Source organism: Pantoea sp. 18069, from assembly GCF_902706035.1.
Lineage (GTDB): Bacteria > Pseudomonadota > Gammaproteobacteria > Burkholderiales > Burkholderiaceae_C > Comamonas.
This window is the reverse complement of sequence record NZ_CACSJA010000006.1, coordinates 92,447-109,518: the sequence shown is the minus strand read 5'-3', so window position 1 is coordinate 109,518 and position 17,072 is coordinate 92,447. Positions and strand designations below refer to the sequence as shown.

Annotated in this window: 17 protein-coding genes; 3 read left to right on the top strand and 14 right to left on the bottom strand. The window is 65.8% G+C overall.

Annotated elements, in window-relative coordinates:
- The first annotated feature begins 7 nt into the window (after nt 1–7).
- Together nrdB and yfaE are read left to right on the top strand one after the other, a co-directional pair.
- Nucleotides 8–1,141, top strand: a complete 1,134-nt coding sequence (gene nrdB, locus GVL12_RS07125) for a class Ia ribonucleoside-diphosphate reductase subunit beta (protein ID WP_159912326.1) — start codon at nt 8–10, stop codon at nt 1,139–1,141.
- Nucleotides 1,138–1,449, top strand: coding sequence for a class I ribonucleotide reductase maintenance protein YfaE (yfaE, locus tag GVL12_RS07120; RefSeq protein ID WP_159912324.1), 312 nt, complete (start codon nt 1,138–1,140; stop codon nt 1,447–1,449). Before nrdB ends, yfaE begins: the two co-directional genes overlap by 4 nt.
- Nucleotides 1,450–1,724: 275 nt before the next feature.
- On the opposite strand, the gene GVL12_RS07115 is transcribed toward yfaE, so the two are convergent.
- The 13 genes from GVL12_RS07115 to GVL12_RS07055 all read right to left on the bottom strand — a co-directional run bounded on the left by GVL12_RS07115 (nt 1,725) and on the right by GVL12_RS07055 (nt 13,612).
- Nucleotides 1,725–2,819, bottom strand: coding sequence for an aromatic ring-hydroxylating dioxygenase subunit alpha (locus GVL12_RS07115; protein ID WP_159912322.1), 1,095 nt, complete (start codon nt 2,817–2,819; stop codon nt 1,725–1,727).
- A 44-nt stretch (nt 2,820–2,863) separates the two neighbouring features.
- Entirely contained in the window at nt 2,864–3,823 is a 960-nt protein-coding gene (locus GVL12_RS07110; protein ID WP_159912320.1) for a PDR/VanB family oxidoreductase, read from the bottom strand.
- 38 nt (nt 3,824–3,861) lie between these two features.
- Nucleotides 3,862–4,425, bottom strand: a complete 564-nt coding sequence (locus GVL12_RS07105) for a MarR family winged helix-turn-helix transcriptional regulator (protein ID WP_159912318.1) — start codon at nt 4,423–4,425, stop codon at nt 3,862–3,864.
- 28 nt (nt 4,426–4,453) lie between these two features.
- A complete protein-coding gene (locus GVL12_RS07100) occupies nt 4,454–5,182 on the bottom strand; it encodes an ABC transporter ATP-binding protein (protein ID WP_159912316.1) in 729 nt (242 codons plus the stop codon).
- 4 nt (nt 5,183–5,186) lie between these two features.
- Nucleotides 5,187–5,936: an ABC transporter ATP-binding protein gene (locus GVL12_RS07095; protein ID WP_159912314.1), complete on the bottom strand. Its 750-nt coding sequence runs from the start codon at nt 5,934–5,936 to the stop codon at nt 5,187–5,189.
- 5 nt (nt 5,937–5,941) lie between these two features.
- Complete coding sequence (locus tag GVL12_RS07090) at nt 5,942–6,946, bottom strand: branched-chain amino acid ABC transporter permease (RefSeq protein WP_159912305.1); 1,005 nt, start codon at nt 6,944–6,946, stop codon at nt 5,942–5,944.
- Between the two features lie 8 nt (nt 6,947–6,954).
- A complete protein-coding gene (locus GVL12_RS07085) occupies nt 6,955–7,812 on the bottom strand; it encodes a branched-chain amino acid ABC transporter permease (protein WP_159912303.1) in 858 nt (285 codons plus the stop codon).
- 33 nt (nt 7,813–7,845) lie between these two features.
- Nucleotides 7,846–9,030, bottom strand: a complete 1,185-nt coding sequence (locus tag GVL12_RS07080) for an ABC transporter substrate-binding protein (RefSeq protein ID WP_159912285.1) — start codon at nt 9,028–9,030, stop codon at nt 7,846–7,848.
- A 246-nt stretch (nt 9,031–9,276) separates the two neighbouring features.
- On the bottom strand, nt 9,277–10,218 hold the full coding sequence (locus GVL12_RS07075; RefSeq protein ID WP_159912283.1) for an NAD-dependent epimerase/dehydratase family protein: 942 nt from the start codon (nt 10,216–10,218) through the stop codon (nt 9,277–9,279).
- The gene (locus GVL12_RS07070; protein ID WP_159912281.1) at nt 10,215–11,210 is read right to left on the bottom strand and encodes a fumarylacetoacetate hydrolase family protein; all 996 of its coding nucleotides are present in this window, start codon (nt 11,208–11,210) and stop codon (nt 10,215–10,217) included. Before GVL12_RS07070 ends, GVL12_RS07075 begins: the two co-directional genes overlap by 4 nt.
- A complete protein-coding gene (locus tag GVL12_RS07065; protein ID WP_159912279.1) occupies nt 11,207–11,788 on the bottom strand; it encodes a cupin domain-containing protein in 582 nt (193 codons plus the stop codon). Before GVL12_RS07065 ends, GVL12_RS07070 begins: the two co-directional genes overlap by 4 nt.
- Nucleotides 11,785–12,591, bottom strand: a complete 807-nt coding sequence (locus GVL12_RS07060) for a cyclase family protein (protein WP_159912277.1) — start codon at nt 12,589–12,591, stop codon at nt 11,785–11,787. The genes GVL12_RS07065 and GVL12_RS07060 overlap by 4 nt, the downstream gene beginning before the upstream one ends.
- A 10-nt stretch (nt 12,592–12,601) precedes the next feature.
- Nucleotides 12,602–13,612, bottom strand: coding sequence for a tripartite tricarboxylate transporter substrate binding protein (locus GVL12_RS07055; RefSeq protein ID WP_159912275.1), 1,011 nt, complete (start codon nt 13,610–13,612; stop codon nt 12,602–12,604).
- A gap of 191 nt (nt 13,613–13,803) precedes the next feature.
- On the opposite strand from GVL12_RS07055, the gene GVL12_RS07050 reads away from it, so the two are divergent.
- Nucleotides 13,804–14,712 carry a LysR family transcriptional regulator gene (locus GVL12_RS07050; protein WP_159912273.1) on the top strand — a complete coding sequence of 303 codons (909 nt, stop codon included), beginning with the start codon at nt 13,804–13,806 and terminating at the stop codon, nt 14,710–14,712.
- A 442-nt stretch (nt 14,713–15,154) separates the two neighbouring features.
- On the opposite strand, the gene GVL12_RS07045 is transcribed toward GVL12_RS07050, so the two are convergent.
- Nucleotides 15,155–17,071, bottom strand: a complete 1,917-nt coding sequence (locus tag GVL12_RS07045; RefSeq protein WP_159912271.1) for an adenylyl cyclase — start codon at nt 17,069–17,071, stop codon at nt 15,155–15,157.
- Nucleotide 17,072: the final 1 nt, after the last annotated feature.

The following is a 17,072-nucleotide window of genomic DNA, read 5'->3' as shown; positions in this document are numbered from 1 at the left end:
TATCCCAATGACCTACAGCATTTTTCCAAAGGCCCAAAATAATCAAATCAAGGAACCCATGTTCCTTGGCAGTCCTGTCAATGTTGCACGTTACGATCAACAGAAGTACACCATCTTTGAGAAGCTTATCGAAAAGCAGCTGTCCTTTTTTTGGCGCCCGGAAGAAGTGGATATCTCGCAGGACCGGATCGACTACGACGGTCTTCCCGCGCACGAAAAGCATATTTTCATCAGCAACATCAAGTACCAGACCCTGCTGGATTCCATACAGGGGCGCAGCCCGAACATTGCCCTGCTGCCCCTGGTGTCGCTACCGGAATTGGAGACCTGGGTTTCCACATGGGCCTTCTCGGAGACCATCCACTCACGCTCGTACACGCACATCATCCGCAACATCGTGAACGATCCGTCGGTAGTCTTCGACGACATCGTCGGCAACGAAAACATTACCCTTCGGGCCAATGACATCAGCTTCTACTACGATGATCTGATCCAATATTCGATGCTGTACACCCAGCTTGGTGTCGGTACGCAGCTGATTGATGGTCGCTCCGTGCAGATTTCAGCGTATGAGCTTAAGAAGAAGATATACCTCTGCCTGATGAGCGTGAACATTCTGGAAGCCATTCGCTTCTATGTGAGCTTCGCCTGCTCCTTCGCGTTTGCCGAGCGCAAACTCATGGAAGGCAATGCGAAGATCATTCGCCTGATTGCGCGTGACGAAGCACTGCACCTCACTGGCACCCAGCACATGCTGAACATCCTGCGGTCGGGACGCGATGACGCCGACTTCGAAATAATCGCCCGTGAAACGGAGACTGAGTGCTTTGAGATGTTCAGGCAGGCTGCGCTCCAGGAGAAAAAATGGGCAGAGTATCTGTTCAAAGACGGCTCCATGATTGGCCTGAACAAGGAGATCCTTTGCCAATATGTGGACTTCATCACGAATGCAAGGATGAGCGCAGTCGGTCTAAAACCCGCATTCGAAAAAGCTCGTAGCAACCCCATTCCCTGGATCAATACCTGGCTGACATCTGACACCGTACAGGTTGCACCTCAGGAGGTAGAACTGAGCTCCTATCTGGTGGGTCAAATCAATGCGGAAGTTTCTGCCGACGAACTTCGGGAATTCGAGTTGTGAATTTCGTTGCAACAAGAGACAAGGTGTTGTACTTGCTGGAGGGCGAAACACTGCTCGAAGGACTTGAGCGTACTGGTCACGAGGTGAATTTTCAATGTCGTGACGGCTTCTGCGACTTATGCTCCGTTGCACTGATAGCTGGCTCCGTCACCTACAGCAAGCCACCACTGGCCTTAATCCCCCCGGGGGAGATACTGCCTTGTTGCTGCCAGGTGACTGAATCTATCATTATCGATTGCAGCTTGCGCGAAGGCTTGAAGGACAAGTCGGCGATGCTTTCAGAGCATTTGTTCAACTCGATTGAGTGATCAACACAGCTGAAGTGGATTGGGGGCTGCCCAATTTTCCGCTGTGACGCATGGCCCGTGAGATGCGGCACAGCCTCATGTCGACCATGGCCTTCCGAACCGCCAAGTTGCACAATCACGTAGGCGAGCTTGAGCGGATCGCCACCTTGCTTGCTGCCCATGCCGCTGCACACGTCCACGGCCAGACGAGGTGGCCGCGAAGCGGATCAAGGCGGACGCCGCCGGTACCCTGGTCGCGGCGAGAGCACCCATACCTGGCAGGCAATGCCTGCGGCCTATGCCTCCTGGGCTTGCTGCTCCAGCAGCTTGGAGACAATACGCCGCGCGCGATTGCCGCCCACGTCGACATGGATGTCGGTCCAGGTCGCGCGCTCGCCGAACTCCAGCATGTTGCGGTACTGGGCTTCGATCACCGCGCGGTCTTCGTCGAAAGTGAACGCGGTCTGCTGGATCACGGCGTCGATGTTGTCGGGCATGTCGGGGTGCTTGGTGCTCGACATGCTCCAGAAGTAGTGGCAGGTGTCGTCGGTCTCGGGCGTGATGCCGTGAAAGCCGCGCATGTGAAAGCCACCGCGCTCGGGATCGTCGATGGCGTCGGTGCCCGGCTCGACCGCGCCCGTCCAGATGCGCAGATGGCTTACATCGAACTCGATTTCCTGCCAGCGATCGCACTTGTCGCCAAACGGCCAGGCCGCCTTGTAGGTAGGCGGCGGCGTCGAGCCGGGCATCAGGCGCACGACTTTCACGCGATCGCCTTCGGAGGTGACTTTCATCTCGGCGTTCATGTGCAGCCGCGCATTGCCGCCAATGGTCTGCAGGTGCACATAGCCCAGGTGGCTCAGGTCCAGCAGGTTGTCGTGGATCAGCTGCCAGGGCGAGTTGTAGTGGTAGTTGCCGCTGCCGAACTTGTAGCGCGGGTCATCGTGGAACGGATAGTCGGGCGGCGCCTTGGAGGCTTGCGCGCCTTCGACGCGCGGCATCCAGATCCAGACGATCTGGTTTTTCTCCTGCACCTGGTAGGCCAACACCCTGGCCTTGGCCGGAATGCGCTCCTGCCCGGGAATCTCTATGCACTGGCCGCTGGGCGCATAGAGCATGCCGTGGTAGCCGCAGCGCACGCCCGCGCCTTCCACGGTGCCGCACGACAGCGGCAGCGAACGATGACAGCAGCGGTCTTCGAGCGCCGCCACCTCACCTTCCCCGGTGCGAAACAGCACGACCTTCTGGCCCAGGAAAGTGCGCGCCAGCGGCTTGTCGGTGAGCTCGGACGAAAAACCGGCCACATACCATTGGTCGAGCGGGAAACGGCTGGCGTCCGGCGCGCGGGCGGCGGACTGGGCCTGGATGGGAATGCAAGCGGTGGCGGTCATGGGAAGTCTCCTGTCGGATCGGGGGTGGAATGGAAGTGCAGCCTTCAGAGATCAAGTACCAGCAGCGGTGTCTGGGCGCGGGAGCAGCAGGGCGTGAACTGGTCGTTGGCGGCGCGCTCGCTGTCCGTGAGGAAGCTGTCGCGGTGGTCGGGCACGCCGTCGAGCACGCGCGTCAGGCAGCTGCCGCAGATGCCCGATTCGCACGAATACGGCACGTCGACGCCTGCGGCGGTGAGTACTTCGAGCACGCTTTTGTCCTTGGCAATGGCGTAGCTGCGGCCCGTGCTGGCCAGGCGCACGCTGAAGGCGCCGTCCGTTTCCAATGCCGTGGCCGTGCCCGCGAAGAACTCGCGGTGCAGCTGCGCCTCGGGCCAGCCATGGCGACGGGCGGTGTCGAGCACATGGTGCATGAAGCCCGCGGGACCGCAGACATAGAGATGGGTGCCGGCCTCGGGCGCGGCAAGCAGTGCATCGGCGTCAAAGCGCTGGGCCTCGGCGCCATCGTCGGCATGCACCTGCACCTGGCCAGCGAACGGGACCTGGGAGAGCGCCGGCACGAAGGCCATGCGCGCAGCCGACCGGCCACAGTAGTGCAATGCAAAGCGCTCGCCCCCCGCATGCAGCGCCTGGGCCATGGCCCAGATCGGCGTGATGCCTATGCCCCCGGCCAGCAGCAGGCTGCGAGAGGCCCCCGCTGTCAGCTCGAAATGGTTGCGCGGCGCGCTGATCGTCAGCGCCTGCCCCACCTGCACCTGTTCGTGCATGCCCTGCGATCCGCCGCGCGACTGCGGCTCGCGCAGCACGGCGATGCGGTAATGGTCACGCGTCGCCGGGTCGTTGCACAGCGAATACTGGCGCACCAGCCCGGGCGCGACATGGACGTCGACATGCGCGCCGGCGGTGAACGCCGGCAGGGCCTGCCCCTCGGGATGGACCAGCTCGAAGCTGCAGATGCCTTCGGCTTCCACGCGCCGGCTGCGGACGATGACTTGCAATGCATTCATGGTGGGTAGCGGGCCTTGTCGCCCTTGTCTCGGTTGAATCAGTCTTCGGCCTTGCGCCGGCTGGAGCCGGCGGCCTTGGGGAAATGTTTTGCCGCATAGTCCTGCGTCGCGGTCTCCACCGCAGGCAGGTTCTCGTGCAGGCGCCGCAGCATGTTCAGCAGCAGATCGGTTTCACCGCGGTCGAGCACGGAGAGAAAAGCGCGCTCGCGCTCCAGCGCCATGCCCATGATCTGGTCGTGCAGCGCTCGTCCTTGCGGCGTGAGCACGGCGATGCGCAGCCGGCCATCGGAAGGATCGAGCTCGGTGCGGATCAGCCCGCGCTCCTGCATGCTCTTGAGACAGCGGCTGATCGAGCCCTTGTCCATGCCGATCACGCGAGAAATCTGCTGGGCCGAGATCGAGCCTTCGATGGCCAGCAGCACCAGGCAGCGCCAGGTCTCTATGCCCACGTCGAAAATGTCGAGGTAGTACTGCGACGCGCCGCGCGAGAGCTTGTTGGCGATCCAGGTCAGATAGGCCGGTACGTAGTGCTCAAGATCCACCACGCGCTGCGCGGCGGGGAGTTGTGCGTCGGAAGGCTTGCTGGCGTTCTTTTTGGTCATGGTCAATCAGGTTGGAAACAGGAGCTTGTCAGTGGACAGCCATGCCCACCCAACGCTCTAGCGTAGCTTCGTCCGCGCGCAGTTCGGCGGCCGCGGCCGTATGGACTACCGTGCCGTGGTCCAGAATCAGCGCGCGCTGCGCGTAATGCAGGGCTTCATCCACCTGCTGCTCGACGATGATGGTGGCGATTCCGGTCTGCTGCGCCATGCGGGCGAACGCCTGCAGCAGCTCCTGGCGGATCAGCGGCGCCAGACCTTCGAGCGGCTCGTCGAGCAGCAGCAGCGTGGGCCGACCCAGCAGCGCGCGCGCCACCGACAGCATCTGCTGCTCGCCGCCCGACAGCTGGGTGCCGCCGTTGCGCCGGCGCTCGGCCAGGCGCGGGAACAGCGCATAGGCTTCGTCGAGCGCGCTGCGCGGGCGGTGCTTGAGGCCGGCGAGCAGGTTCTCTTCCACCGTGAGCGACGGAAAGATGTCGCGCGTCTGCGGCACATAGCCCAGGCCCAGCGCGGCGCGCTGGTGCGGCTGCAGGCCGGCGATCTCCTGCCCCATGAACTGCAAGCAGCCGCTGCGCAAGGGCACGAGGCCCATGATGGCGCGCAGCGCCGTGGTCTTGCCCACGCCGTTGCGGCCAATCATTGCCAGCCGTTCGCCGGCATGCATCTCGAACGACAGGCCGTCGAGCACCGTGGTCGGGCCGTAGCCGGCAACGACATCGTGCAGCGCGAGCACGGGCGTGGAGTGTGTGGCGGTGGTCATGTCTTCAGCCTCCCAGGTAAGCAGCGCGCACCAGCGGGTCGCGGCGGATTTCGTCGGGGCGGCCATCGGCCAGCACCGCGCCTTCGGCCAGCACCACGATGCGGGTCGCAAAGCGGAACACCAGGTCCATGTCGTGCTCGATGATCAGCACCGCGAGCTCGGGCGGCAGCGCGTCAAGTGCGGCCAGCAGCCGGGCGCCATCGCCCTTGGGCACGCCGGCCATGGGCTCGTCGAGCAGCAGCACTTTCGGCCGCAGGGCCAGCGCCAGTGCCATTTCAATCAGCCGCTGCTCGCCATAGGCGAGGTCCTGCGTGGGCGTGGCGGCATGGGCGCGCAGTCCGAAACGCGCCAGAATGTCCTGGGCCTCGGCCTGCAGCGCGGGGTAGCTGTCCATGCTGCGCCACAGGCGTGCGGTCAGGCCTTCGCGCTCGAACAACGCCAGCTCGATCTGCCGCTGCACCGGGAAATGGGGCGCGAGCGTGGTGATCTGGAAAGTGCGCGCCAGGCCGGCGCGCACGCGGCCCGCCTGGCTGGTGCGGGTCACGTTCTCGCCGCGCAGCCAGATTTCGCCGGCGCTGGGCGCGAGCACGCCGCTGATCTGGTTGACCAGCGTGGTCTTGCCCGCGCCGTTGGGGCCGATCAGCGCCAGGCGGTCGCCAGCGCGCAGCGCAAAGGAAACGTTGCGCGTCACATGCAGGCCGCCAAAGCGCTTGTCCAGCGCCTTCACGTCGAGCAGGGTTTCGGGGGTGGACATGCCGCTCATCGCCCACCTCCCGCGCGTTGGCGCAGCCAGGCCCAGGCCTTGGCCGGCGGCACGAACACCACCAGCATCAACAAACCGCCGACGACAAACAGCCAGTGGTAGGGATTGATGGACGCCGCCGTGTGGTGCAGCAGCGTGAACACCGTGGCGCCCACCAGCGCGCCGGTCAACTGCCCTGCCCCGCCCAGAATGAGCATCACCAGCGCCTCGGCGGAAAGCGCAAACGACAGGCTGTCGGTGCCGACCACCGCATTGGTCTGGGCCGACAGCGCACCGGCCGCACCGGCGAGCGCACCGGCCACGGTGTACAGCAGCCACAGGCGGCGAAACACCGGCGTGCCCAGCGCCGCCATGCGGGCGCGGTTTTCGTGGATGCCGCGTACCGCCAGGCCGAACGGCGACTGCACCAGGCGTTGCGCCGCGTAGAACAGCACCACCAGCACCGCCAGCGCGTACACCGCGGCAACCCGGCCCTCCAGATCGAACTCGAAGCGGCCCAGCAGCGGCGCCATGGTGAATCCCGACAGGCCGTCGTCGCCGCCGGTCCAGTCACGCGCCTTCTGCACCAGGCTCAACACGATCTGCGATACCGCCACCGTCAGCATCAGGAACGTAAAGCCTTGATAGCGCAGCAGGAAGGCACCCGAAACCAGCGCCGTCAAGGCACCGGCCGCGATGCCCACACCCAGGCCCAGCAGCGGATCGGCATGCACCTGCAGCGCGAAGATGCCGGCCGCATACGCGCCCAGGCCGAACAGCGCCGCATGGCCCTGCGTGGCCAGGCCCGCGACGCCCACCACCAGATCGAGCGACAGCACGAACAGGCCGGCAATGAAGATGCGCGTGATGAGCCCCAGTTGATCGGGGAACAGCACGCAGGCCGCGAGGCCGGCAATCAGCAGCAGCAGCGGAGCACGCCAGGGCGGTGCACAGCGCGGAGCGGCCTGGGCCGGCTGTGCGGGCCCGGCCTCGGCAGCCGGGGCGGACACGGAATGGGTCATGGTGGAGTTCATCGCTTGAGAAGACCGTTGGGACGCCAGGCCAGCAGCGCGGCCATGGCGACAAAGAAGAACAGGCTGCCCCAGCCCGAAGCCAGGTAGCGGCTGGCGGTCTCGATCGTGCCCAGCAGCACCGCGGCGACCAGCGAGCCCGCAATGGAGCCCATGCCGCCCACAGCCACCACCACAAGCACCAGCACCAGGTACTTGAGGGCGTAATACGGCTCGAGCGGCATCAGCTCGGCGCCCAGGATGCCGCCGAAGCCGGCCAGCGCCGCGCCCGCGGCAAAGCTGGCGCACTGCACGGTGCGAATCGGAATGCCCAGCGCCGAGGCCGTGCCGCTGTGGTCCACCGCGGCGCGCAGCCAGACGCCAAAACGCGTGCGCGCGACGGTCCACGCGGCGACTGCCGCGACGGCCAGGCCTGCGCCAATGACCAGCAGGCGCTGCGCGGGCAGCGTGCGAAAGCCCAGGTCGACCGAGCCCGCGAGCAGCGGCGGCAGCGTGATCAGCTGCACCTGCGGGCCGGCGATGGCGTTGGTGGTGGCGATCAGCACGAAGCTCAGGCCAATGGTGAACAGCACCTGGTCCAGTTCCTTGCGGCGGTAGAGATGGCGCAGCACCAGCGACTCGAGCACCGCGCCCAGCAGCGCCGTGGCGGCAATCGCCATCGGCACGGCGAGCCAGAAGCTCCACAGGGCTTCGCGGGTAAGCCAGGCCGCGCAGTAGCCGCCGACCATGGCAAACGCGCCATGGCTGAGGTTGACGAAGCGCATCAGGCCCAGCGTGACCGACAAGCCGACGGCGATGACGAACAGCACCATGCCGTAGGCCAGCCCGTCGATCAGGATATTGAAAAGCGTATGCATGGCAACGACTCGGGGTAAGGTCGGTCTGCGGGCTTACTTGCCCAGTCCGAAGTCGGTCTGCGGTCCGAAGCTCTGCACTTCCTGGTTGACCAGCTGGCCGCCCACGCGCTCCACCTTGCGCAGGTAGACGTTCTGGGTGATGTGGCGCGTCTTGGCATCGATGCGCACTGGGCCGCGCGGGCTTTCCCACTGCAAGGTGCGCGCCGCGGCCAGCGCCTTGGCGCCGTCCTTCTTGCCGTCCGTGGCTTCTATCATCCTGTGGATCACATGCATGCCATCCCAGGCGCCGACCGAGGCATAGTTGGCGACCGCGGCCGGGTCGCGTTTTTTCAGCGCTTCGACGAACTTGCGGTTCTCGGGCGAGTCATGGGCGCCCGAATAGTGAAACGCCGTAGTCAGGCCCAGCGCCGAATCGCCGAATTTCTGCAGATCGAATTCGTCGGTCTCGGCCGTGCCCAGGAACTGCACGCCGGCCTTGGCCAGGCCGTTCTCGTTGTAGGCCTTGACGAAGCCCAGGTTGGGCGGACCGCCGGGCAGGAAGGTATAGACCGCCTGTGCGCCGCTGGCCTTGATGCGCTGCACGAACGGGCCGAAGTCGGTGGTGGCAATGGGCATGCGGATGCTTTCCACCACGGTGCCCCCCTGCTTGGCGAACTCGCTCTTGAACGCGGCTTCGGCGTCTATGCCCGGGCCATAGTCGGTCACGGCCGTCACCACCTTCTTCATGTTCTGCTGGGCGGCCCATTGCGCGATCGGCACGGTGACCTGCCACAGCGTGTAGCTGGTGCGCAGGAAGTACTCGGATTTCTCGGTGATCGACGACGTCGCGGCGTTGAAGACCACGGTGGGCGTGCGCGACTGCTGAATCAGCGGCGCCACGGCCAGCGCGTTGGGCGTGAAGACAAAGCCGCCGAGGTAATCGACCTTGTCCTTGACGATCAGCTCCTGCACCAGCGTCCTGGTCTGGCCCGGGTTGGGGCCGCCCGTGTCGCGGTAGATGAACTCGATGTCCTTGCCCGCGAGCTTGCCACCCTGGCTGGCCACATAGGCTTCGACGCCCGCCTTGAACAGCGCGCCGTAATGCGCGAACGGCCCCGAGAACGGCCCTATCACCCCGACCTTGACGGCCGTGCTTTGCGCCAAGGCGGGCGAGGAAGACAGGGCCAGACCGGTTGCGGCCATGAGCGCGCAGGCAAGCGTGCGACGGAAGGGGTTCATCGGGTGTCTCCTGGGTTGGCGCTTGCGTGACAAATCTGCCGCAAGTCGTGTTGATATGCGTCAAATTATGGTTGGCATACCAACCAGTTGCAATACCAACTTGTTAGGTGTTTACCCGGAAGAATGCATCAGGTGAAAGCACGGGAGTCACCGTGACAGCATGGCGATGCCACGGTGAACGCCACTGCGCTGCAGCGCGCAGAAAGAGACGCAGGGATGCGTGAACCCGCGTGAAGAAACGGACGTTCAACGCCCGAGCGCCCGCCGTACCAACGCCTCGGCGCTGTCGTCATCGCGCAGGCCGAGCACTCGCGCCGCCTGGTCGTCCAGCCGGGGGTAGCGGCCGAACATGGCCTCCAGCGCTGGTTGGGGCGCGTAGCGCACAAGGCGCTCGCCATCGACGCCGTAAACCCGCGACAGCGTCTGCACCATCTCGGCCATCGACAGGCGCAGCACGGGCAGCGGCCAGGCGCGCCGGCTGTCCGTTCCGGGGTCCATCGCGGCAGCGTGCACCAGGTTCTCGGCACAGCGCCGCGCCGACATCCACCACGCAGTGGCCTGGGGCCCCACCGGGCAGATGAAGGGCTCGCCGGCTGCCAGCGCGTGCAGCAGATCGCTCATGAAAGCCGAGGCCAGCCCCGACGGCGCGCGTGGGCGCGCGACGATGCCGGGCAACCGCAGCGCGCGCCCGTCGAGCAGGCCGCGCCGTGTGTGGTCTGCCAGCAGGATTTCGCAGGCCAGCTTGTGTGCGCCGTAGATGAGTGGCGGGCGCAGCGGCATGGTGTCGGTCACCCGTTCGGGCAGATCGCTGCCGTAGACGGCGATGGTACTGGCGTAGACCACCACGGGCGGGCGCTTGCATTGCATCGCGCCCAGCAGGTCGAACAGGTCCAGTGTGGCGTCCAGGTTCACGCGCCGGCTGGTGCCGGGATCGGCCTCGGCGGCACCGCCGGGCACGGCCGCGAGGTGAAAGCACAGGTCGGGCGCGAAGTCCGCGATGCGGGCGCGCACGCCAGCATCGCGCAGGTCGCCCTCTATGGCTTGCACTCCCGGTGGGTTGGCGGGAAGTTGCCGGTCCACGGCGGCAATGGCGGTGACCGCTTGGCCCGCGATGCCGCCGCCCTCCCCCAGCAGCTGCAGCAAGGTCGAGCCGATGAAACCACCGGCACCCGTGACCAACGCCCTCACGGCTGAGGTGCCGTGGCCTGCGCCACGCGCTGCTGGATCACGCCGAATGGGCCATCGCGCCCGTCATCGTATTTGGCCTGCATGCGTACGCGGTCGCCGAAGCGCATGAAGGCGGTGCGGATGGCGCCGTCGTCGATCTTCTCGATCACGCGCCGCTCGGCAATGCAGGCCGAACCCGCATCGCGCGACTGATTGGAGACGGTTCCCGACCCGACAATGCTGCCGGCCGTGAGTTGGCGCGTGCGCGCCGCATGCGCGATGAGCTGGCCGAAGGAATAGTTCATCTCACCGCCATGCGGCTCGCCGAAGCGCTCGCCGTTCCACTGCACGTGCAGGCGCATCCGCACCCGCCCATCGTGCCAGGCGTCGCCCAGCTCGTCGGGGGTCACGGCGATGGGCGCGAAAGACGACGAAGGCTTGGCCTGCAGGAAACCGAAGCCGGTCTGCATCTCATGCGGCCCCAGCGCGCGCAGACTCCAGTCGTTGATCTGCACCACCAGCCGCACGGCGCTCTGGGCCTGCTGCGGCGTTGCCCCCATGGCCACGGGAGCGACCACCACGCCGAACTCCCCCTCGAAATCGATGCCGTCGGCCTCGCTGGGCAAGGGAACGTCCTCATGCGGGCCCAGGAAGTCGTCGCTCGCACCTTGGTACATGACTGGAATGGTGTCGAAGTGCGGGATCGGCGGCGTGTTGAAGGCCTGCTCCATCAAGCGGCCATGGTTCAGGAAAGCCGAGGCGTCCAGCCACTGAGGGCTGCGCGGCAGCGGCGCGGCACAGGCATGCGGGTCGAAGGCGATGGCATCCGTGGCGTCACCCGCGTTCAGCGCCGTGTACCTATCTTCCAACGGCGCGCGCACCGCCTCCCACCGCTGCACAGCGTCCAGCAGGCTGGCAGCGATGCGTGGCACCGGCAGCGCGTGCCGGCCGTCGTGCGAGACCAGCACCAGGGCGCCATCGGGCGTGCCGTTTCTCAGGGTGGCGAACTTCATACCGACTTCTCCAATGCCGTCGCGATGTCCGGCGCATAGGTCCCATCGACCAGGATGAACAACATGCGGCAGGGCTTGCCCGAGCGGTTTGCCCAGGCGTGATTGGTGCCGCGCTGCACGACCACGCTGCCGGCTTTCAGCAGCACGTCCGAAGTGTCGAGCACCAGCGTCATCTCGCCCTCGATCACGATGCCGTAGTCCACCGATTCGGTGCGGTGCATCAGCGGGTGCGGCGAATCGCCCTGCACGGTCGAGGCCTCAGCGTCGCCGATCTGCGCGAACGCCTCGTGCATGCGCGCCGCGCCATGGGCCAGGAATTCCGCGGTGTCGGGCGGAATGTCGACAAAGCGCATGCGGGTTCCGCGCGCGGGCGGCGGCAGCACCAGCGGCCCCAGTGTCGGGTCGGCCGCATTGGAAATCAGCGCCGGGCTTTCGGCGGTGCTCCAGACCTCGTGGAACACGGTGCCGGGAATCGCGGCGACTTCAACCACCGTGGGCAAGGCCCCGCTGCTCGTGATCACGGCCTGGCCGCGCGCGTCGTGGCCGGTGACGACGCGATGGATGGGAGCCAGGCTCATGGCGCGTCCTCGGAAAAAATGGCGACCGCACGCGTCCAGCCCGCCGACGCGCCGCGTATCTTGTGGGGAAAGCAGCTGATGGTGAAGCCGTGCGCCGGCAGCGCCTCCAGGTTGTGCAGCTTCTCCAGATGGCAGTAGCCGATATCGCGGCCGGCTTTGTGCCCTTCCCAGATCAGCGCCTTGTTGCCGGTCGCGGCGACTTTCGCTGCCGTGTACGAAAACGGCGCGTCCCAGCTCCAGGCATCGGTGCCCGTGAGGCGTACGCCGCGTTCGAGCAGGTACATCGTCGCTTCGTAGCCCATGCCGCAGCCCGCGCCGAGGTAGTCGGCGTTACCGTAGCGGCTGCCGGCACGGGTATTGACGACCACGATGTCGAGTGGCTGAAGTTCATAGCCTATGCGCTGCAGCTCCGCCTCCACGTCGGCGGCGGTGGCGACATAGCCATCAGCAAAGTGACGGAAGTCGAGCTTCACACCGGGCTGGAAACACCACTCGAGCGGCACCTGGTCGATCGTGATCGACGGCCGCGCGCCGCCGAGCTTGGCGTCCTGGGTCGAGTGGAAATGCCAGGGCGCGTCGAGGTGCGTGCCGTTGTGCGTGGTCAGCGTGACCCACTCGGCAGCAGCGGCCTCGCCATCGGGATAGTCCTCGGGTGTCGTGCCCGGGATCATCGCCATGAATTCGGGCAGCGTATCGGCATGCTTCTGGTAGGTGATCTTCGGCGCCAGAGGCGGCGGGTCCGAGAGCACGTCGTTCTCCAGATAGATGGACAGGTCGACGAAACGGTGGCGAGGTTTCTTCATGGCAATGCCTTCATTCGGGCACCACGCCCACGGCGCGTGCCAGGGCCTGGTGGGTCTGGATTTCGGTTTGGTAGAACCTGTCGAGCGCATCCAGGCTCAACGGGCTTTGCGGATCGGTGCCCTGGCCGCGCAGGAAGGCCTGCACTTCGGGGTCGCGCATCGCCGCCTCGAAGGCCGCATGCAGGCGCTGGGTCGCGGCTGCGGGCACGCCGCGCGGCACGAGCATCGCGCCCCAGGCGGTATGCACGAAAGTGCGCAGCGCGGGGTCCAGGGTCTTGAGCGGCGCCACGTTGGGCAGCAATGCGGGTGACTGGTCGGCGGTGCTGCCGAAGGCACGCAGCTTGCCGGTCTGGATCAGATCGAGCGCCAAGCCTCCCAGCGGCACGAACGACAGATCGATCTGCGCGCCCGCGAGGTCCTGCACCGCGGGCGGCACGCCGCGGTAGGGAATATGGGACAGCTGCACGCCGCACATCTGCGCCCACTGCGCGCCCATCAGGTGGATCATCGAACCCTGTCCGATATGGCCAAAGCTCAGCGGCTTGCCCGCCTTGTCGGCATTGCGTGCCAGCACCATCAGTTCCGCATGGGTCTGCGCCGGCAGATCGGGGCGGCCGGCAAGCACATAGCTGGTTCTGCCAAGCAGGCCCACGGGCCGCATCTGGCCGGGCTTGTAGCGCACACTCGCCAGCGTCGCCGGCGTGAGAATGGGTTCGGTCTGCGAGACCATCACCGCGGTCATTCCGTCGGCTGGCGCATTGAGCATGCGCTGCACGCCAATCGCGCCGCCCGCGCCGGGCAGGTTTTCGACAATGACCGTCTGGCCGAGCGCGCGCTGCATCAGCAGTTGGATCTTGCGCGCGAACACGTCGCTGGGATTGCCTGCGGGCTGGGGCACGATGATGGCGACATGGCGCCCGGTCTGGGCCAGGGCCCAAGGAGCGAATCCGCCCACGGCCAGCGTCGCCAGCAGGGACCGGCGATACAGGGCCGGTCCCTGGGAAGTTGGTGGTTTGTTCATGCGTTGCTCCTATCGCTTCTTGTTGTTTCTTGGCGCTTTCAACCGAGCGCCAGACTGCACTCTAGACATCCCGCTTGTATTCTTGAAATGGATTCTTTAGATTCCAGGAATCCACGCGATGAATACCAAGACAAACCCGGTGCAATGCGCTTTCAAAACCACAGCCGTGTACTGAATCCAAACTCCGAGACATGCGCTTCAACAAACTCGACCTCAATCTGCTGGTGGCGCTTGACGCGCTGCTCGCCGAACGCAACATCAGCCGCGCGGGCGAGCGCCTGCATTTGAGCCAACCGGCCATGAGCAACGCGCTGGCGCGCCTGCGCGACTACTTTGGCGATGAACTGCTGGCAGCGCAGGGACGACAGATGGTGCTCACGCCGCGTGCGCTCGGGTTGATCGAGCCGGTGCGCGACGTGCTGATGCGCATCGACAGCACGATCACCACGCCGCCTTTCTTCGACCCTGCGAAGTCCACGCGGACCTTCGTGCTGCTGCTGTCGGACTTCACGACCTCGGTATTCATTCCGCCCCTGCTCGAAGCGCTGTACCAGCAAGCCCGTGGCATCGGCATCGAGCTGCGCACGCTCAACGACAAGCCAGCGGAGCAGCTTGAGCAAGGCGATGCCGATCTGCTGATCATTCCGACGCAGTTCGCCTCACCAGACCACCCTTGCGCGCCGCTGTTCGAGGAGCAGTACCTGTGCGTGACCTGGGCAGGCCACAGCCGCATCCGCGATGAACTCACGTTCGACGACTATCTCGGATGCGGCCATGTCGTCGCGAACTACGCCACGGGCCAGCAGCGCGCATCGTTCGACAGCTGGTTTCTCGACCGATTCGGCATCAAGCGCCAGGTCGAAGTGTCCGCCCCCACCATGGCGGCCCTGCCCCAGATGGTCGTCGGTACCGACCGCATTGCCACGGTGCACAAGCGGCTTGCGCTGCAGGCCGAAAAAGTGCTGCCCATCAAGCTCTGGCAGCCGCCGCTCGAAGTCCCCACGCTGGTCCAGACCTTGCAATGGCACCGGCACCGCGATGCCGACCCCGCGCTGCAGTGGATGCGCGAACTCGCGCTGCGCGTGGGGGGCACCATCTAGGCGCCAGCGCATTGACATCCCCCCACCTTGGCCGGAGGCCACCGCTTGCGCGCGATGGTGGGGGATTCCTGCTGCGCCGCGCAGAGCCAGGCTCTTGCGTAGTCGCTTCGGCGGGTTCCTGCTTCACCCAGGCGGGTTGTGCGGTGACCTTGCGGCTGCACTCTCCACAAGCGAACAAGCGCTGTCCACGCTCTAGAACATTGATCGCGCCGACCACATCGGCACGGGCAGCGCCCGCAGGCCGTCGCGCGACACCGGCACCAGCGCACCGTCAGGCGGGCCGTTTCTCAACAGTGGCGAATTTCATGGAGAATTTCACTTTTCAAAGCGACGGGGCCCCCGCTGCGGGGGCCCCGTCGACCAGATGGATGGAATTCAGGCAGGACTTGCCAGTCCTGCGCCGCGTGCCATGGCAGCTGCCAGCGCGGGAATGGCGGCCGCGTCAAGGGAAGCTGGCAACCTGGCGGATGGCGGTCAAGCCGACGACAAAGGATGCCGGCCCGGTGTGGTCGGTCGGGTCGCCCAGGCTGTTGAAGACATGCTCGAAGCCACCGACACCGGCAATCACGCCCGCCGTGGTGTTGGTAAAGCGCACGCCCGGCGCCACGGGTGCTTTCACCGCGCTGTGGGCATAGACCTGGTTGGGCGGCGGCCCGAACGAGGCAAAGAACAGCGCCCAGTTGCTCAGGCCCACGCCCTCGTGCGTGGTCACGTGGTCCGCCACCTGGTAGCAGGGATAGCCTTTCTCGCTGGCGTTCATCCAGGCAGCCTGCGAAGGCGGATCGTAGGGAGGCTCACACTCCATGAAAACGGTGCGGCCGCGCTCGCCGTTCCACAACACCTGCGTCTTCTGGAAGTGTTCGGCAAACAGCGCGACGGCGTTGACATCGTTGCCGTTGACCTCGAGCGCATGGTCGGCGGTGTTGATCGCCCAGCCCGTCGTGCCGGCGTTGCCGTGGTCCCCGCGCCAGATCCAGGTGTGGTCGATCACCACGTGATTCTGCTGCACCACCACCGCCGTACCCACCCGCCCCGCCGAGGGGCCGCCCACACGCACGTAAACATCGATCAGGCTGCTGGGGTTGGCCGCATCGCCGGCCCGGCCGCTGGCCGATCCCACCTGCACCAGAACCTCGGAGCGCGTGGTGTTGGCGTCCACTGTCAGTGAAGCCAGAACCACGCCGGGCACATCGTCCACCGTGATCGCAGCCGTGCCCTTGGTGGGCGTGAGCGTAGCCAGTCCCATGCCCAGCACCACCGTGTTGGCGTGGCGCACCCGCAGCGGCTGGTCAATGCGATAGACCCCGGGCGTCAGCAGCAGATGCTTGCCGTCCTGCAGCGCGGCGTTGAGCGTGGCCGCCGAATGCTCCGGCCGGCCAACGAAGAAATCGCCTATCGGCAGCGCCACGCCGTCGCTGGCCGCCGTACCCCAGTGCACACCACGGGTGTTGCGCGCCACCGCAGGCACAAAGACCTTGAACTGCGTGCCGTCGACGTAGAGGAAAGGAGCGTCGCGCGACACGGTGGTGGTGGCCAGCGAAGTCTTGTCGCCCGGGGCGAACGCGGTGGCAGGCGCGCCTTCCACACCCGAGAACACCAGGCTGACCTCGCGCCCCTGCACGCCTCCCACGGATCCGTCGCGCACCATGAACTGCGCGGGGCCGCCCTCCACGGTGCCGGTCGATGGCGGATTGCGGTCCTGCTGCCAGCCCGCGCCAAAGCGCAGGTCGCCCTCGACCCGGGAGTTGGCAATGTACGAGCCGAAGGAGACACCGCCCGTGAGATCCAGATGGCCGGCCACGCGCACGCGGCGCAGCGACGACGCCTGCGAGGTGTTCCAGCGCATCGTGAACGCCGGCAGATCGGCCTGGATGGGGTTGATCTTCAGGTTGGCAAGCGAGCGCCAGAACGTGGCCAGCGCGCCGACCTGGGGGCTGCCCACGCGCAGGTTGCCGTTGAGGGTGACCGCATCCGGCGAAGCGCCCAGGCCGTGCACCGTCATCATGAAGCCCACGGGCGAATCCACATGGCCCGTGGCTGTCGCGGGATGGAAGCGGCCCGCATCGCTGCCATAGGTGCCAGGCATGAAATAGACGGCACTGCGCGCATCGTCGAAACCGTCGGACTGCGCCGCCAGCGCGCGCAAGCGGGTGTTGATGGCATCAACGCTCATGGACGGGTCGAAGATCGTGACATTGGGACCAAAGTCCGGCGGCGCGGGATCAGGCTGCGTGACCTCAGGCGGCTTGACCTCGGGCTGCGTGGCGTCGCCATTGCCTCCGCAGCCCGCCAAAAAAGCTGCAGCCAGCAGGGCAGCACAGCCTGATCGGCGCCGCAATGACATTTTGTGTTGTTTCATG

Excerpts from the sequence above, each read along its gene's own strand:
- GVL12_RS07045 (WP_159912271.1), bottom strand. The coding sequence starts at position 17,071 with ATGAAACAACACAAAATGTCATTGCGGCGCCGATCAGGCTGTGCTGCC.
- GVL12_RS07065 (WP_159912279.1), bottom strand. The coding sequence starts at position 11,788 with ATGAGCCTGGCTCCCATCCATCGCGTCGTCACCGGCCACGACGCGCGC.
- nrdB (WP_159912326.1), top strand. The coding sequence starts at position 8 with ATGACCTACAGCATTTTTCCAAAGGCCCAAAATAATCAAATCAAGGAA.
- GVL12_RS07100 (WP_159912316.1), bottom strand. The coding sequence starts at position 5,182 with ATGACCACCGCCACACACTCCACGCCCGTGCTCGCGCTGCACGATGTC.
- GVL12_RS07055 (WP_159912275.1), bottom strand. The coding sequence starts at position 13,612 with ATGAACAAACCACCAACTTCCCAGGGACCGGCCCTGTATCGCCGGTCC.
- GVL12_RS07090 (WP_159912305.1), bottom strand. The coding sequence starts at position 6,946 with ATGACCCATTCCGTGTCCGCCCCGGCTGCCGAGGCCGGGCCCGCACAG.
- GVL12_RS07050 (WP_159912273.1), top strand. The coding sequence starts at position 13,804 with ATGCGCTTCAACAAACTCGACCTCAATCTGCTGGTGGCGCTTGACGCG.
- GVL12_RS07110 (WP_159912320.1), bottom strand. The coding sequence starts at position 3,823 with ATGAATGCATTGCAAGTCATCGTCCGCAGCCGGCGCGTGGAAGCCGAA.
- GVL12_RS07115 (WP_159912322.1), bottom strand. The coding sequence starts at position 2,819 with ATGACCGCCACCGCTTGCATTCCCATCCAGGCCCAGTCCGCCGCCCGC.
- GVL12_RS07070 (WP_159912281.1), bottom strand. The coding sequence starts at position 11,210 with ATGAAGTTCGCCACCCTGAGAAACGGCACGCCCGATGGCGCCCTGGTG.
- GVL12_RS07085 (WP_159912303.1), bottom strand. The coding sequence starts at position 7,812 with ATGCATACGCTTTTCAATATCCTGATCGACGGGCTGGCCTACGGCATG.
- GVL12_RS07060 (WP_159912277.1), bottom strand. The coding sequence starts at position 12,591 with ATGAAGAAACCTCGCCACCGTTTCGTCGACCTGTCCATCTATCTGGAG.
- GVL12_RS07105 (WP_159912318.1), bottom strand. The coding sequence starts at position 4,425 with ATGACCAAAAAGAACGCCAGCAAGCCTTCCGACGCACAACTCCCCGCC.
- GVL12_RS07080 (WP_159912285.1), bottom strand. The coding sequence starts at position 9,030 with ATGAACCCCTTCCGTCGCACGCTTGCCTGCGCGCTCATGGCCGCAACC.
- GVL12_RS07095 (WP_159912314.1), bottom strand. The coding sequence starts at position 5,936 with ATGTCCACCCCCGAAACCCTGCTCGACGTGAAGGCGCTGGACAAGCGC.